Genomic DNA, 14,102 nt, shown 5'->3' with positions numbered 1-14,102 from the left:
CGTTCAACGCAGTGTCGCCACCGCAGACGACCGCCGCAATCCGGCGACCATCAACAGATCAACGAGCAGCGACCGGATCTCGGCGAGCAATGCGGTCTCCGACATCCCGCGTTCGGCGACGAGTTCGGCTCGCGCCTTGCGGGCGATCGTGCGCAGGACGCGCGCGGCGTCGGCCGGGTCCGGCGAGTGACCCGGGTCGGCGAGCATCATCTCGCGCAGGATCTCGAACGCATCCCCGAGATCGCCGATGATCTCGATGAGTTCGGGACGCACGTCCTCACCACGCTGGGTGATTCCCAGGGCCCGTCGCGCGATAATCCGAAAGTTGCGGACCCCGTTGTCGATCGGGTCCGCGGTCGCCGAAATCCGTTGCAGCCGAAGCCGCGAACCCCAGTACAGGGGCGAGAGGGTGCTGATCTCGCGGCCACCGCTCATGTCCTGCCGCATCGTGTTGATCGCTCCCTGGGTTCCGCGCGCCTTCTCCAGTGCGGCGAACACCATGGATTCGTCACCGGCACGCATACCCTCGGCCAGTTGCCGCGCGGCATCGCGGACCGTCGCGAGGACGGTGGCGGCGTCCCGGCGGGCGCGGGCCGCGGGATTCGCGGGCAGTAACGCCCCGACCAGGATGCCGATCAAACCGCCGGTCAGGGCGTCGATCGCCCGATGGAACCCCCCGATCCCGCCCGGCGGCAAGAGGGTCGCCACCAGCACTGCAGACGACGCCGCCTGCATCGGGATGAGCGGACCGTCGTCGAGGAAGACCGCCACAGCCATCGCCAATGCCACGACTACGACGATCTGCCAACCGCCACTACCGATTTCGACGATCAACAGATCGCCGACGAGGATACCGATGGTGACCCCGGCGACGAGCTCGACCGATCGGCGCCATCGGCGACCCAGGGAGAGCCCGAGGGAGATGACCGCGGCGATCGGGGCGAAGAACGGCTGCTGGTGACCCAGCACCTCCAACGCGAACCACCATGCGAGTCCGGCGGCGATGGCGCACTGCGCAATCGGGACCGCCGACAACCAGAGCCGGCGGATGCGCACCCGCAACAACCGCGGCAGTGCCTCGTAGCGGCGGCGAGCCCAGGTGGTCATCGGCGTCACGAATCCGGGTCGTGAGAAGACTCGGAGGTCAGTTCAAACCGAGCTGCCCGGCGGCGTTCGGGTCGCTGTCGTTGAGCAGATCGAGGCACCGCAGGTACTCGTCCTCTTCACCGACCGCCTGGGCAGCGCGTGCCAGCGTGCCGACACAGCGCAGGAAACCCTGGTTGGGTTCGTGGCTCCACGGCACCGGGCCGAACCCCTTCCAGCCGTGCCGCCGCAATTGGTCGAGGCCGCGGTGATAACCGGTGCGGGCGTAGGCGTAGGCCTCGATCACCTTGAGCGTGTCCGGTGTACCGCTCAACGCACGTTCGGCCAGGTACGCCCAGGCGATCGACGCGGTCGGGTGCTGCGCGGCCACCTCGGCCGGCTCGGCGCCATTGAGCAGCGCCGATTCGGCCTCGTCGTCGCCGGTCAGCAGGACGGGCTGAGGGCCCAGGAGGTCTCCGAAGGAAGTCACCCCACCATTCAAGCATCGCGACGCGCGCGACCACGACACGTCGCGTGAGGTCGACCCCGAGACGCCGACGTCGGATTCATCCGTTCGATCGGATGACCAAGTCTCCCCAGGTGATGATGTGCGCGCCCGTTCGCTAGTGTGAATGACGCACTTCGTGGCGTGACGTTGTGTGATGCCGTTCTCGGTGTTGGACGGATTTCTCGTGGGCAAACTTCGAGCGTGGTGTTCGAGGAAGGTTGGGTGATGACCGATGGCGCAGTCTGACGACCGGAAGTCAGCTGTCACCAGGGCTTTCTCGAAGCTGCGCAAGATGCGGGAATCACGGGGGTCCGACCCCGCCGACGTCGGCCGGCCCCCGCGGCCCACCGCTTCCGGGCCGCGGCCGGCAGCGAATGTGCCACCCCGTCCGACCGGCGCACCCGGTGTCTCGCGCCCGACATCCACCGGCACCCCTGCCTCCGGCCCGGATGCCCAGACGCGTCCGCTCCGCACGCAGCCACCCGCCGGACCGCCTCGCACCGCGTCACCATCCGCGCGACCTGCAGCATCCGGGCGACCGGACGACCAGGACAACTCCGTCCGCAGTGACAACGCCGTCCGCAGTGACACGGACACCACCTCGCCGGATTCGGCCGACACCACGGATACAGGAGACAAGGTGACCGAACACCCGAGGCCGCGCGGGGGACGTGGCATCGACTCGGCGACCAAGGTCATCAGCCGATCCAACCTTCCCGACGCCGCCGACCTCGAGGATCTCGAGAACGTCGATCCCTACGGCGGTGCGCGCGACGAGAGCGCCGCGACTTCCGGCGCCGAGGACGCGACCGAACAGAGCGCCGCAGTTGCGGAGAACACCGCGGAGTCGGTGCCTGCGGAGGCGGCCGCCGAGCAGTCCGCTGACACTCGACCCAACGAGGACTCCGACACCGCGTCGGCACCCGACGAAGCAGCCGAAACAGAAGGCACGGACCCGGAGAAGGCCGACTCCGAGCGGACCGACGAGACTCCCGCCGACGAGACCAGCCCAGAGACCGACTCCGACGAGACCGATACCGACGGCGACCACAGGGCTGCGGCAACCGTCGCCGCGGCAGGTGCCGCTGCCGCCGGTACCGCCGCAGCGGTCGCCGCAACGTCCTCGGACAACGACGACGCCGATACCGAAGACACCGACACGAGCGAAGCCGACGCTAGGACGGATGACGCTGCGACGACTGCCCCGGACACCGAAGAACCAGCCGCCGAGCAGGCCGCAACCGAGCCCGTCGCGTCGGACTCCGACGAACCGGCCGGCCCGGATACCGAGGTGAGCGAGGCCGAGTCTGCGGTTTCCGAGGACTCCACCGTCGAGACCCCTGCTTCCGAGACCCCCGACGCCGAGGAGCCTGCCGCCGGGATTGCGGAGTCGGACGAGGAGACCGAGGCCGACTCCGACCAGACCGAGGAGCATCTCGCCGAGGCCGATGCGGACGAGGCGCTCATCGACGAGGACATCGCCGACAAGGTCGACGCCGAAGAAGCCGAGACCGTCGAGGCGGACGACGAGTGGGACGAGACTTCCGCCGACACCGAGTCCGCCGACACCGAGTCCGCCGACACCGAGTCCAGCGAGGCCGAGACCGCCAAGCTGCCGGCAGCATCGGCCGCGACCGAAACGCCTGCCGACGAGATCGGGGCCGAAGAGGCTGGGGCCGACGAGACCGGGGCCGAGCAGGTTCCGGCGGACGACTCGAAGACGCAGATCCTCACCAAGCCCGCCGCCGCAGCGGCCGGAGCGGGTGCTGTCGCCGCAGGCGCAGCCGCCGCGACCGGGACCGCTGCCACCCAGGGCTGGTCGACCACGGCCCACCAACCGCAGGTCATCCTCGGTGATCAGGAGAAGCAGCCGAAGCCGGCAAAGTCGGGCGGCGGCCGCCGTCGCACGGGCATTCTGGTCTCGGCGGTCGCCGCGGTGGTCGTGATCGCCGCGATCGTCATCGGCGTCTTCGCGTACTTCCAGCTACGCCCGCAGGCACCCGAGGACGCCGCCGCCGACGCCGCGAAGACCTACGGCAATGCCGTCTATGACGGCGACCTGCAGACATTGCGCAACGTCACCTGCGGCAACAAGCTCGCCTACTACCAGAACATGCAGGACGGCGACTGGACCAAGCTCTACCAGTCACAGAAAGCCCGCAACGAACTGGTCAAGGTGGAGAGCATCAACGCCGTCCGCGTCGACGGCAACACCGCGCTGGTCGAGGTGACAGCCGTCAACACGAGTACGCCCAACCAGCCGCAACGCGTCGCGATCAACCTGCAGAAGCAGGGCGACAACTGGAAGGTCTGCGACCAGCAGTGACCGACGAGCGCACCGCGGGTGATCCGCCGGCGGACGACGCCGGCGCCGACGCGGTGCCCACTCGACCATTCGACGGTCAGGGTCGTCACCAGCGTCCGGCGCCGCCTCCCGACCGTCCGCCATTGCCGATGGGGGTGCGCCCGGCGGTACCCAACGGCCGACCTCCCGTGCCTGGCGCACATCACGCTGATCGACCTGTCCCACAACAGAATTCGGTACTCCCCGCTGCATCGGCAGCCGGTTGGGGGCCGCCCCCGGCGGAGGTGGACAGCGTCTTCACCCGCGCCATCGAGCCCCTCGTCACTCCCGCGCCACCGGTGTCGGGTGAACCGAACCCGCGCCGGATGCAGGCTCCTCCACTGCGGGGCCACGTCCCGCCGCAGGCACCTGCGGCGCAGGCCGGCCCGCTGCCCTACGCGCAGCCGCCGACACCCGACGCGGCCCGGGGTGCTACGTCACGCCCCAGCTCAGCGCGGCCCGACTCCTCGCGCTCCGCGTCGTCACGCAACGCACAGAGTCGAGCCCACCGGCACCGTCGCCCCGACCCGATGGTCATCGGTGCGGCGATCGTGATGGTCTTACTCGCGGTCGCCGTCCTCGTCGGCATCCTCACTCTCTGAGGTCCCGCCCGCCCGCGCCGACAGCGCTCTCCCCCACACCGACAGCGCCCAGCATCACGCCCACAGCGCTCTCCCCCACGCCCACAGCGCTCACCTGGGCGCTGTCGGCGAAATCCAGAGCGCTGTCGGCGAACTGGAGGCGCTGTCGGCGAAATCCGGAGCGCCGTCGGCGGGTGTGAAAGCACAACGGCGGCGCCCGGATTCACCGGACGCCGCCGCCGACACCCCGGGGATGCTCACCGGAGAGCGCTCAATTACTTCAGGCGCTGATCGACTTACCCACCGACTTGAGGTCGGTGCAGGCCTCGACGACGCGCTCGCTCATCGAGGTCTCGGCCTTCTTGCTCCACACACGCGGGTCGTAGGTCTTCTTGTTGCCCACGTCGCCGTCGACCTTCAGCACACCGTCGTAGTTGCTGAACATGTGGCCGGCCACCGGACGCGTGTAGGCGTACTGGGTGTCGGTGTCGACGTTCATCTTGACGACGCCGTAGCTCAGGGCCTCGTCGATCTCGCTCTTCAGCGAGCCGGAGCCACCGTGGAAGACGAAGTCGAACGGCTTGGAGCCGTCGGCCAGGCCGAGCTTCTTGGTCGCCACTTCCTGGCCGGTGTTCAGCACGTCGGGACGCAGCTTCACGTTGCCGGGCTTGTACACACCGTGGACGTTGCCGAACGTGGCGGCCAGCAGGTACTTGCCCTTCTCGCCGACGCCGAGCGCGGCGACGGTCTTCTCGAAGTCCTCGGGGGTGGTGAACAGCTTGTCGTCGATCGCGGCCTCGACGCCGTCCTCCTCACCGCCGACGACGCCGATCTCGATCTCCAGGATGATCTTGGCTGCGGCGGCCTTGGCCAGAAGCTCCTGCGCGATCTCGAGGTTCTCGTCGATCGGGACCGCCGACCCGTCCCACATGTGCGACTGGAACAGCGGGTCCTTGCCCGCGTCGACGCGCTCCTGGCTGATCGCGAGCAGCGGCCGGACGTAGGTGTCGAGCTTGTCCTTGGGGCAGTGGTCGGTGTGCAGCGCGATGGTCACGTCGTACTTCGCGGCGACGACGTGGGCGAACTCGGCCAGCGCGACCGCACCGGTCACCATGTCCTTGACACCGAGACCCGAACCGAATTCTGCACCGCCGGTCGAGAACTGGATGATGCCGTCGCTGCCGGCGTCCGCGAAGCCCTTGATGGCCGCATTGATCGTCGACGACGACGTGCAGTTGATCGCCGGGAACGCGTAGCCACCCTCCTTTGCCTTCTGGAACATCTCGGCGTACTGCTCGGGGGTTGCAATGGGCATTTCACGTCCTCCAACCGGATAAGGTTTCACGCTTCGAGTCGGGTCACTCCTGTTCAGTATGGCAAGGTCGCTCACACCGCGCGCAGCGGCGTCCGAGGGTCGCCGACCGGCAGGTTCTGCGAACGCTCGCCTCCGCCAGGTACCCTCGGGACCCGTGACCGAATTCGCATTTGCCGCAAAAACGACAAATTTGGCCCTGCTTCCGGGGTTCCTCGATCCGGTCAACCTGCTCAACTCGTTCGGCACGTGGATTCTCGCGGGCCTGCTGCTGGTCATCTTCATCGAGTCCGGCCTGCTGTTCCCGCTACTTCCGGGCGACTCGCTGTTGTTCACCGCGGGGCTGATCGTCGCCGCGAAGTCCGCCGACATCGAGCCGTTCGCACCGTTGTGGGTGCTGCTGGTGACCATCCCGATCGCCGCCTTCCTCGGTGACCAGGTCGGTTATCTCATCGGTAATCGCCTCGGATACTCCCTGTTCCGGCCGAACGCGAAGGTGCTGAAGGAGAAGTACATCGTCGAGGCGCACGAGTTCTTCGAGAAGCACGGTCCGATCACCATCGTGCTGGCGCGCTTCGTCCCGATCGTGCGGACCTATGCCCCGCTCGTGGCCGGTGCGGCGAAGATGCGGTACTCGATCTTCCTCACCTACAACGTCGTCGGCGCGATCCTGTGGGGTGCCGGGGTGACGCTGCTCGGGTATTTCCTCGGCCAGATCGCGTTCATCCGCGACAACGTCGACTACATCTTCCTGTTGATCGTGTTCGTCTCGGTGCTGCCGATCATCTCCGAGGTCGTCAAGCGGGTGCTCCGGTCGCGTCGGGCGATCACCGAGGAGCCGGTGGCCTCACCCACGCCGGCCGACCGCTCCTGACCCGCACGCCGGCCCCCCGTCCGGTCCCCAACGCCACACACCGACCCGCCAGCATCCATCTGGCTAACCCTCAGGCTGCCCGCGTAGCCTGGTGACCCGTGATCGACTCCGCACTTGCCCATACCACCACCACCGTGGTCGCGTTGCCGGGCATCCTCGACCCCATCAACGTGCTCAGCTGGTTCGGAGCCTGGGCGTTTTGGGGTCTGCTCCTGGTGATCCTCATCGAATCCGGCGTCCTGTTCCCGGTGTTACCGGGCGACTCGCTGCTGTTCGTGGCCGGCATGGTCGTCGCCGCGGGCGCGGGCGGCACCGAGGGCATCGACAAGTTCGCCTCACTGTGGCAGCTACTCGTCTTCATTCCGATCGCGGCGATCATCGGCGGTCAGATCGGCTACTGGATCGGCCGCTTCATCGGTACCGAGATGTTCAAGCCCGACGCCCGGTTCCTCAAGGAGCGTTACCTCGTCGAGGCCAACGAGTTCTTCGAGAAGCACGGGCCGATCACCATCTTCTTGGCGCGCTTCGTGCCGATCGTGCGCACACTGGCTCCGATCGTCGCCGGCGCCGCCCGGATGAAGTGGGCGGTGTTCGCCGTCTACAACGTGGTCGGCGCGATCGTCTGGGGTGCGGGCATCGTGCTGCTCGGCTACTGGCTCGGACGGTTCGAGGTCATCCAGAAGCTCATCGAACCGATCTTCATCCTGATCGTCATCCTGTCGATCGCACCGATGCTCATCGAGTGGTACCGCAGGCGCCGGGCCGCCAAGCGCGCCCCGGCCGCCGACGCCCTGTCCACCGATGCCACGGCCGCCGACGTCACTGCATCGCCCGCCGACGACCGGCGGACCGACACCGTCTGAGTCGACGGCGCCGGCCGGTCGGACGCTATCCGCTCACCGCGTACGCCGCGGCCAGGTCGATGCGCACCCATCCCCCGTTGGCACCGGCCTGATCCAGCGGATAGCCGGCGGGGATGGCGGTGCGTCGCAGGATGTCGAGGCGTTGAGCGTCACTGAGGTGCGGGAATCGCGAGCGCAGTAGTGCCGCGGCCTGGGTCGGGATGGCGTTCACCTGGTTCGGGGAGATCCGCGGGAATCCGAATGTCATCAGCTCCTGGGCATTCGACACCGCCTGCGACGTCGGCGCCACGGTCGGGTCGTCGGCGAGCGCCCGGGCCACCGGCTCACCGAGCGCGGTCCGGAGCTGCTCGCGCAGCTGATCGCCGGCGGCGTCGACGAGCCGGGCGAATGCGGGATCGGAGAGCCGCTCGGAGGCGACGGTCAGGCCCATGATCCGGCCGCCCATCACATCGAGCGGGTAGTGCACGCCGAGCACCATGCGACTGAGTCCGATGCGGCCGGACTGGGCGAGGATCTGCGGTCCGGCCTCGGGCAGCCAGTAGGCCAGCAGCGCACCCTGCCAGAACGCCTGGCTGGAGTGGCCGGACGGGTACGAGCCGTTGCCGGCGAGGTCGCCGTAGAGATCCGAGCCGGGCCGGTTGTAGCGCTTGATCTGTGCGGGCGCGACGACGAAGGGCCGCGGATTGTTGTAGTACTGCTTCTCGATCAGCGTGGTCTGCAACGGGATTCCGGCGCGCGCGGTGTCGCCCTTGACCAACTGCGCGACCTTGGGCAGTTTGCCCGCGGCCAGCAGCTGCCGGAACGCGGTACCGACCTTGGTGCCCAAGGCCTGTGACAGGGAGACGATCCGGTCGTCGTAGTTGATCGCGACGGCGTCGGCCTGCTGGGCCGGTGTCGCGGAGTTGTTGACCGACACCACCTTTGCGAGATTCTGCTTCATGAGGTCGGGCCGCTGGGCGCGCAGCGCCGCGAAGCCGTCGAGTTCCGGGAGATACGTTCCGCCCGGCGGTACGTCGGAGGCGAAGGGACCGACGAGCTGCGCGGTGGAGAATCCCGCGGGCGCGGTGGCCGGTGCCGGCGCCGCGTGCGCAACGGGTGCCCCGACCATCAGAAGCACAGCGAACATCGAGAGCAGGACCGAGCGCACACGCAACGACATGGCCATCACTCTGACTGATGTCCGACTCTTCGGGCAAGGTGGGGGCGGGTGTTCATGTCTCGTTCGCCGCTCCGTCATCCGGGCGCCGCCCCGTCACCCGGGCTGGGCAGCCGAGTGCGGCTACCAGGCCTGCCCGAGGTCGGCGTGCTGACGAATCCACGCGTGCATGGCAATTCCGGCGGCCACCCCGGCGTTGATGCTGCGGGTGGAGCCGAACTGTGCGATCGAGACGGTCAGATCGGCCTGTGCCTGCGCATCCGCACTGACGCCCGGGCCCTCCTGACCGAACAGCAGCACGCATTCGCGCGGCAGTTGGGCGGTCTCCAACGGCTGCGCGCCGGGGGTGTTGTCGACGGCGACGACCTTCAGATCCTTCTCGCGCGCCCACGCGATCAGGTCGGCGACGGTGTCGTGATGTTCGAGGTGCTGATAGCGGTCGGTCACCATGGCGCCGCGGCGATTCCAGCGTCGACGCCCGACGATGTGCACCGCGGCCACCGCAAAGGCGTTGGCGGTGCGCACCACGGTGCCGATGTTGGCGTCGTGGGCGAAGTTCTCGATGGCCACATGCAGTGGATGTCGCCGGGAGTCGATGTCGGCGACGATCGCCTCGCGCGTCCAATACCGGTAGGCGTCAACGACATTGCGGGTGTCGCCTGCTGCCAGCAGGTGCGCGTCGTAGCGCGCGTCATCCGGCGGCGGACCGTCGTGCTCGGCCGCCCAGGGCCCCACCCCGACCGCCGGCGCCGACCCGAACTGCCACTCCGTCGGACCGGGCTCGTCGGGGGTCGGCTGCGGGTCGTCGTCTGCCACGCCTCAGGCGAGGCCGAGGTCGGCCAGCGTCAGCAGCGACCGGTAGGGCACGCCGAGCGCCTCGATGACCTTGTCGGCGCCGGTATCTCGATCGACGACGGTCGCCACACCGATCACTGTCGCGCCGGCTTCACGTGCCGCCTCGACCGCGGTCGACGGTGACGCCCCGGTGGTCGAGGTGTCCTCGACGACCAGCACGCGTCGCCCGGAGATGTCGGGTCCTTCGATCCGACGTTGCATCCCATGGGTTTTGGCGGCCTTGCGCACCACGAATGCGTCAATGGCACGGCCACCGGCGTGCATGATCGACGTCGCCACCGGGTCGGCGCCCAGGGTGAGTCCGCCGACGGCGTCGTATTCCCAGTCGGCGGTGAGTTGACGCATGAGCGTGCCGATCAGCGGCGAGGCCTGATGGTGCAGCGTTGCCCGGCGCAGGTCGACGTAGTAGTCGGCCTCCTTGCCCGACGAGAGCGTCACCTTGCCGTGCACCACCGAGAGTTCTTTGACCAGTTCGGCGAGCACCTCGCGATCGGCGGTATCGACGGACGGAATCGGTGCGGACACTACAGAACTCGCTCTCTTCTCGCGGATCGGACACCGACCCCCAACGGGTCGGTCGTGTGATCAGTTGCGGCGGTGGCGGTTTCGCCGTGACGGCATCTCGCTCGGGCCGGTCCGCGCCTGTCGCGTCGGCGGCGCGACGTCGTCGTCGAGATCGACGTCCTCGTCGGTCTCCGGTGGACGGGTCGCCTTGCCGCGCACCGGCATCGGCGCCATCGGACGGCCGGCGGGCCGGGGATCGGCCGGAGCCGGGCGGCCTTCGGCAGGCGGGGCGGCACGTCGCGGCCGCGGTGCCACCTCGGCAGGCTTGCGCAGCGCGGTCGGCACGGCGGCGTCGGAGCCCGCCCCGTCACGCTCCGCCCCGTCACGAGCTGCGGCCTCCATACGTGCGCGCCGGTTCTTGTCGCGCATGTTCTCGGTCTTCTCGTCGGCCAGCTCGGCACGGGTCGGGCCGTGCGGATCCCGCGGGTCGGGGGCATCCTGCGGCTCACGCAGCGGCGGCAGCACCCGCAGGAGGTCGGCAAAGCGCCGCACGACCTCCAGGCCGGTGTCGAGTTCGGTGGCGTCGTCGGTCAGCGGTAGCGACCCCAGGGCCCAGTTGCCCTCGTTCCACAGCACCTCGACGTAGGCCGGGGCCTTGTTGGCCAGGGCGACCATACGCCGATCGCACACGCGGCGGGCGGCGTCGAGGTTGTTGGAGAACATCACGCGCGGGCCCATCGCGCCGAGCAGTTCCACGTCCTCCTCGGCGGGGGCGAGGACGTCCTCGTGCCGCAGGTCGACCACGACGGCGGACGGTGTCGACCGGCGGACCGCGATCACCGTGGCGGTCTCGGAGAGGTCGAAGACGACGGCCTCGGCACCGCCGTAGTGCCCGTAGGCGACGTTCTCCACAGTGACGGTGTCGGGGGCGTTCATGGTGGCGCGGCGGAACACCGTACGGAGCTTGGTGTCGGTCTCGCGGAACTTGAAGTCGTGCTCGTCGCCCCAGATCGCTCGCTGGTGCCTCGTGACCGAGGAACGGCGGCGATCGAGCCACAGCAGGGCCACCGCCCCGGCCAAGGCAATGGCGGCGATCACGAAGTAGACGATGGTCATCGCGCTACAGACTACTTCAGGGTGTGTGCGGGTCGCGCCGCACGACGTACCCCCGGGCCTTGTCGACGACGTTGTCGAGGTGCGTTTCGAGGTCGTCATCACCGGCGTCGATGTATCGGCGCAGGTTATCGAGGATCTGCGTGCTCAGCACGTCACGCCATCCGACGACGTCACCGCTGAGATGCGCCGAGATCGCGACGTTGTCCATCCCCCACAGCGGGTTGTCGGCGGGCAGGGGTTCGGTGACGAACACATCGAGCGATGCCGCCCCGATCTCGCCCGTCTGCAGCGCCTCGATCAATGCCGGCTCGTCGACGAGGTCGCCGCGCCCCACGTTGATCAGATGGGCGTCGTCGCGCATCGCCGCGAGCACCTCGGCGTTGATCATGGCGCGCGTCGCCGCGGTCAGCGGCGCGATCGCGACGATCGTGTCGAACTCGCCGACGTACTCGGACAGGTGGGCGGTCTCGTGGACCACGCCGAAGTCGGGGTCGTGGTCCCGAGCGCGTCGTCCGGCGCCGGTGACCTCGATTCCGACCGCGCGCAGCAGCCGAGCGATCTCGCGGCCGATGCCACCGGTACCGATGACCAGGGCCGACGTCCCGGTGGTCGAGCGCGTCTCCCGCCAGCGCCACTCACGACGCGCCTGTAGGCGCATCGATTCGTGCAGGAGTTTGTCGCGGGCCAGGATCGAGGCGAGGACGAATTCCGCGATGGGGCGATCGAAGACGCCGTGGGCGTTGGTCACCACCACATCGGAGTCGGTCAGTTCGTCGAACAGCAGCGAATCCACCCCGGCCGCGCACACGTGCACCCACCGCAGCGCGTCTGCGTGGACCCAGTTGTCCCGCAGTGCGCGCGAGAAGAAGTCCCACACCACCAGCACGTCGGCGCCCGGCAGCACCGAGCCGAGTTCGTCGGCGGTCGTGTGCCGGATGTCGGCAATGTCCTCGAGCGCCGCGAGATCGGTCGGCGACGGAACGTCGGGCGAGCCCAACAGGGCGATCACGGGACGGACCTCGGTGTCTCCGGTTGCCATGGCTCCAACGTAGCGGCGAGCACCGCAGTAATGACAGCGTGTTGTCATATTGACATGATGCTGTCCTAGTGAGCGTGGACCGCAGGACCCGGACCTCATCGACAGGGAGCAGCCATGCAGACCGTCCACCTCGCTGTCTACGACACGCTCGCCGACTGGGAGTACGGCTATCTCGCCGCCGGCGTCAACAACCCCGAATTCCAGCGCACGCCGGGCGAATTCCGGATCCAGACTGTGGGCGCGACCGCCGATCCGATCACCACGCTCGGCGGTGTCACGATCACTCCCGACATCGCACTCGACGATGTCGATCCGGCCGCGAGCGCGATGCTCGTACTTCCGGGCGCACAGACGTGGGACAGCGGGAACGACGAATTCATCGACACCGCCCGACGGTTTCTCGACGCCGGGATTCCGGTCGCCGCAATCTGTGGTGCCACAGTCGGACTCGCGAGGGGCGGGCTACTCGACAACCGCGCGCACACCAGCAATGCACCACAACAGCTCGCGGCCACCGGCTACTGCGGAGCCGACCGGTATCTCGACCTCGCGGCGGTCACCGACCGAGAGGTCATCACAGCGGGCGCGGTGGCGCCGATCGAGTTCGCACGAGAGGTGTTCGCCCGCTTGGGTGTTTACGACGACGCCGTGCTTGACGCGTGGTATCGGCTCTATGCGCATCACGATCCGGCCGGATTTCTCGCCCTGGGACAGCAGTGACCGATCATCCGACGTCCCAGGAACTACTGAGCCGAAGTGCGCTCGCCGCATTCCGGCTCAATGGCCAGTTCCTCGCTCTCGCCGAACAACTCGCCCGGCCGGCCGGGCTCACCGCAACACGGTGGCAGGTCCTCGGGGCGGTGCTGCCGAGCCCGTTGACCGTCTCCGACATCGCCCGCGCCATGGGCATCACGCGCCAGAGCGTGCAGCGCACCGACGACCTCCTGGCCGCAGAGGGGCTCGTCGAATATCGCACGAATCCGGCACACGCGCGCGCAGAGCTGGTGGCCCCCACCGGCGCCGGGCTCGCTGCGATCAACGACATCAACCCTCAGCACCGCGCCACGGCCGCCCGCATCGCTGCCCACCTCGGACCCGATCAATGGCACGCCGCTCTTACCGCCCTCGAATTGCTCAGCGCATCACTTGCCGAGATCGATAATGACCCCGGCGAAATGTGAGTTCGACACAACCTGCAATATCCATCGCCGCGGGTACCAGCCACTTCCACATCCACTGTGTCCCAGATCACAATTCAGGGTTCGGGAATTCCGTGGCGTATATTGCCCTAGGTGATCGCGACGCTGGACGACAAATATGCCACCCATATGAGAAATCTCGGGCAATTCGCCCGTTTCGGCATCGTGGGCGCATCCGGGGTCGTCGTCAACATGATCGTCGCGGTCCTCATGAACAAGGCGCATGGCGGTACCGCCAACGCGTTCAATGTGATCTGGCATATTCCGGGTTCGGCCTACAACGTGCGTTTCACCGTGCTGGTGTGGATCGTCGGGTTCCTCGTGGCCAACTTCGTCAACTTCCAGCTCAATCGGTCGTGGACCTTCAAGAGTTCCCGGCATGCGACGTGGTGGTCGGAATTCTGGCCGTTCCTCGCGGTGGGCAGTGTCGCCGCGATCGTCGGACTGTTCCTGAAGGTGGGCTTCACCAACCCCACCTCGCCGCTCTACCTCTCGTCGTCGTTCTTCCACGAGGCCGCCGGGCTGCACTCCCGCGAGTACTGGGCGCAGATCATCACGATCGTCATCACGATGCCGATCAACTTCATCGTCAACAAGCTCTGGACGTTCCGGGCGGTCCGCTCGCCGGCGGAGCCGGCTCCCGTCGACGCCGGCACCCCGGTCTGAAC

The 14,102-nt window shown here is 68.0% G+C and carries 15 protein-coding genes; 7 read left to right on the top strand and 8 right to left on the bottom strand.

All coding sequences use genetic code 11. The features are described from left to right. Positions 1–3: 3 nt before the first annotated feature. Entirely contained in the window at positions 4–1,107 is a 1,104-nt protein-coding gene (locus QNM97_RS00640) for an FUSC family protein (RefSeq protein WP_283821140.1), read from the bottom strand. 37 nt (positions 1,108–1,144) lie between these two features. Beyond that, positions 1,145–1,573, bottom strand: a complete 429-nt coding sequence (locus QNM97_RS00635; protein WP_283821139.1) for a DUF3151 domain-containing protein — start codon at positions 1,571–1,573, stop codon at positions 1,145–1,147. A 658-nt stretch (positions 1,574–2,231) separates the two neighbouring features. On the opposite strand from QNM97_RS00635, the gene QNM97_RS00630 reads away from it, so the two are divergent. Together QNM97_RS00630 and QNM97_RS00625 are read left to right on the top strand one after the other, a co-directional pair. After that, on the top strand, positions 2,232–3,917 hold the full coding sequence (locus QNM97_RS00630) for an Rv0361 family membrane protein (protein WP_283821138.1): 1,686 nt from the start codon (positions 2,232–2,234) through the stop codon (positions 3,915–3,917). After that, positions 3,914–4,537: a hypothetical protein gene (locus tag QNM97_RS00625; RefSeq protein ID WP_283821137.1), complete on the top strand. Its 624-nt coding sequence runs from the start codon at positions 3,914–3,916 to the stop codon at positions 4,535–4,537. The genes QNM97_RS00630 and QNM97_RS00625 overlap by 4 nt, the downstream gene beginning before the upstream one ends. Positions 4,538–4,796: 259 nt before the next feature. Here the strand turns inward: QNM97_RS00625 and fbaA are convergent, their stop codons facing one another. Continuing rightward, positions 4,797–5,831: a class II fructose-bisphosphate aldolase gene (gene fbaA, locus QNM97_RS00620; protein ID WP_020169950.1), complete on the bottom strand. Its 1,035-nt coding sequence runs from the start codon at positions 5,829–5,831 to the stop codon at positions 4,797–4,799. Between the two features lie 154 nt (positions 5,832–5,985). On the opposite strand from fbaA, the gene QNM97_RS00615 reads away from it, so the two are divergent. Together QNM97_RS00615 and QNM97_RS00610 are read left to right on the top strand one after the other, a co-directional pair. After that, on the top strand, positions 5,986–6,702 hold the full coding sequence (locus QNM97_RS00615; protein ID WP_283821136.1) for a VTT domain-containing protein: 717 nt from the start codon (positions 5,986–5,988) through the stop codon (positions 6,700–6,702). A 98-nt stretch (positions 6,703–6,800) separates the two neighbouring features. After that, a complete protein-coding gene (locus QNM97_RS00610) occupies positions 6,801–7,565 on the top strand; it encodes a DedA family protein (RefSeq protein WP_283821134.1) in 765 nt (254 codons plus the stop codon). 25 nt (positions 7,566–7,590) lie between these two features. On the opposite strand, the gene QNM97_RS00605 is transcribed toward QNM97_RS00610, so the two are convergent. The 5 genes from QNM97_RS00605 to QNM97_RS00585 form a co-directional block, all read right to left on the bottom strand. Then, positions 7,591–8,733 carry a phosphatase PAP2 family protein gene (locus QNM97_RS00605; protein WP_502874969.1) on the bottom strand — a complete coding sequence of 381 codons (1,143 nt, stop codon included), beginning with the start codon at positions 8,731–8,733 and terminating at the stop codon, positions 7,591–7,593. A 111-nt stretch (positions 8,734–8,844) separates the two neighbouring features. Next, a complete protein-coding gene (locus QNM97_RS00600; protein ID WP_283821132.1) occupies positions 8,845–9,537 on the bottom strand; it encodes a TrmH family RNA methyltransferase in 693 nt (230 codons plus the stop codon). Positions 9,538–9,540: 3 nt separating this feature from the next. Next, positions 9,541–10,101, bottom strand: a complete 561-nt coding sequence (pyrE, locus tag QNM97_RS00595) for an orotate phosphoribosyltransferase (RefSeq protein ID WP_208792801.1) — start codon at positions 10,099–10,101, stop codon at positions 9,541–9,543. A gap of 60 nt (positions 10,102–10,161) precedes the next feature. After that, positions 10,162–11,196, bottom strand: coding sequence for a TtfA family protein (locus QNM97_RS00590; protein WP_283821131.1), 1,035 nt, complete (start codon positions 11,194–11,196; stop codon positions 10,162–10,164). A gap of 16 nt (positions 11,197–11,212) precedes the next feature. Next, positions 11,213–12,235, bottom strand: coding sequence for a D-2-hydroxyacid dehydrogenase (locus tag QNM97_RS00585; protein WP_283821130.1), 1,023 nt, complete (start codon positions 12,233–12,235; stop codon positions 11,213–11,215). Between the two features lie 114 nt (positions 12,236–12,349). On the opposite strand from QNM97_RS00585, the gene QNM97_RS00580 reads away from it, so the two are divergent. From QNM97_RS00580 to QNM97_RS00570, 3 genes are all read left to right on the top strand, one after another. Beyond that, positions 12,350–12,955, top strand: a complete 606-nt coding sequence (locus QNM97_RS00580) for a DJ-1/PfpI family protein (protein ID WP_283821129.1) — start codon at positions 12,350–12,352, stop codon at positions 12,953–12,955. After that, the gene (locus QNM97_RS00575) at positions 12,952–13,416 is read left to right on the top strand and encodes a MarR family winged helix-turn-helix transcriptional regulator (RefSeq protein WP_283821128.1); all 465 of its coding nucleotides are present in this window, start codon (positions 12,952–12,954) and stop codon (positions 13,414–13,416) included. Before QNM97_RS00580 ends, QNM97_RS00575 begins: the two co-directional genes overlap by 4 nt. A gap of 111 nt (positions 13,417–13,527) precedes the next feature. After that, a complete protein-coding gene (locus tag QNM97_RS00570) occupies positions 13,528–14,100 on the top strand; it encodes a GtrA family protein (protein ID WP_283821127.1) in 573 nt (190 codons plus the stop codon). Positions 14,101–14,102: the final 2 nt, after the last annotated feature.

The sequence above is a fragment of the Gordonia sp. L191 genome, assembly GCF_030077625.1.
Taxonomy (GTDB): Bacteria; Actinomycetota; Actinomycetes; order Mycobacteriales; family Mycobacteriaceae; genus Gordonia; species Gordonia polyisoprenivorans_A.
Note: the sequence above shows the minus strand (reverse complement) of the source record. Positions and strands in the feature narration are given on the sequence as shown.

Excerpts from the sequence above, each read along its gene's own strand:
- QNM97_RS00580 (WP_283821129.1), top strand. The coding sequence starts at position 12,350 with ATGCAGACCGTCCACCTCGCTGTCTACGACACGCTCGCCGACTGGGAG.
- fbaA (WP_020169950.1), bottom strand. The coding sequence starts at position 5,831 with ATGCCCATTGCAACCCCCGAGCAGTACGCCGAGATGTTCCAGAAGGCA.
- QNM97_RS00585 (WP_283821130.1), bottom strand. The coding sequence starts at position 12,235 with ATGGCAACCGGAGACACCGAGGTCCGTCCCGTGATCGCCCTGTTGGGC.
- QNM97_RS00640 (WP_283821140.1), bottom strand. The coding sequence starts at position 1,107 with ATGACCACCTGGGCTCGCCGCCGCTACGAGGCACTGCCGCGGTTGTTG.
- QNM97_RS00590 (WP_283821131.1), bottom strand. The coding sequence starts at position 11,196 with ATGACCATCGTCTACTTCGTGATCGCCGCCATTGCCTTGGCCGGGGCG.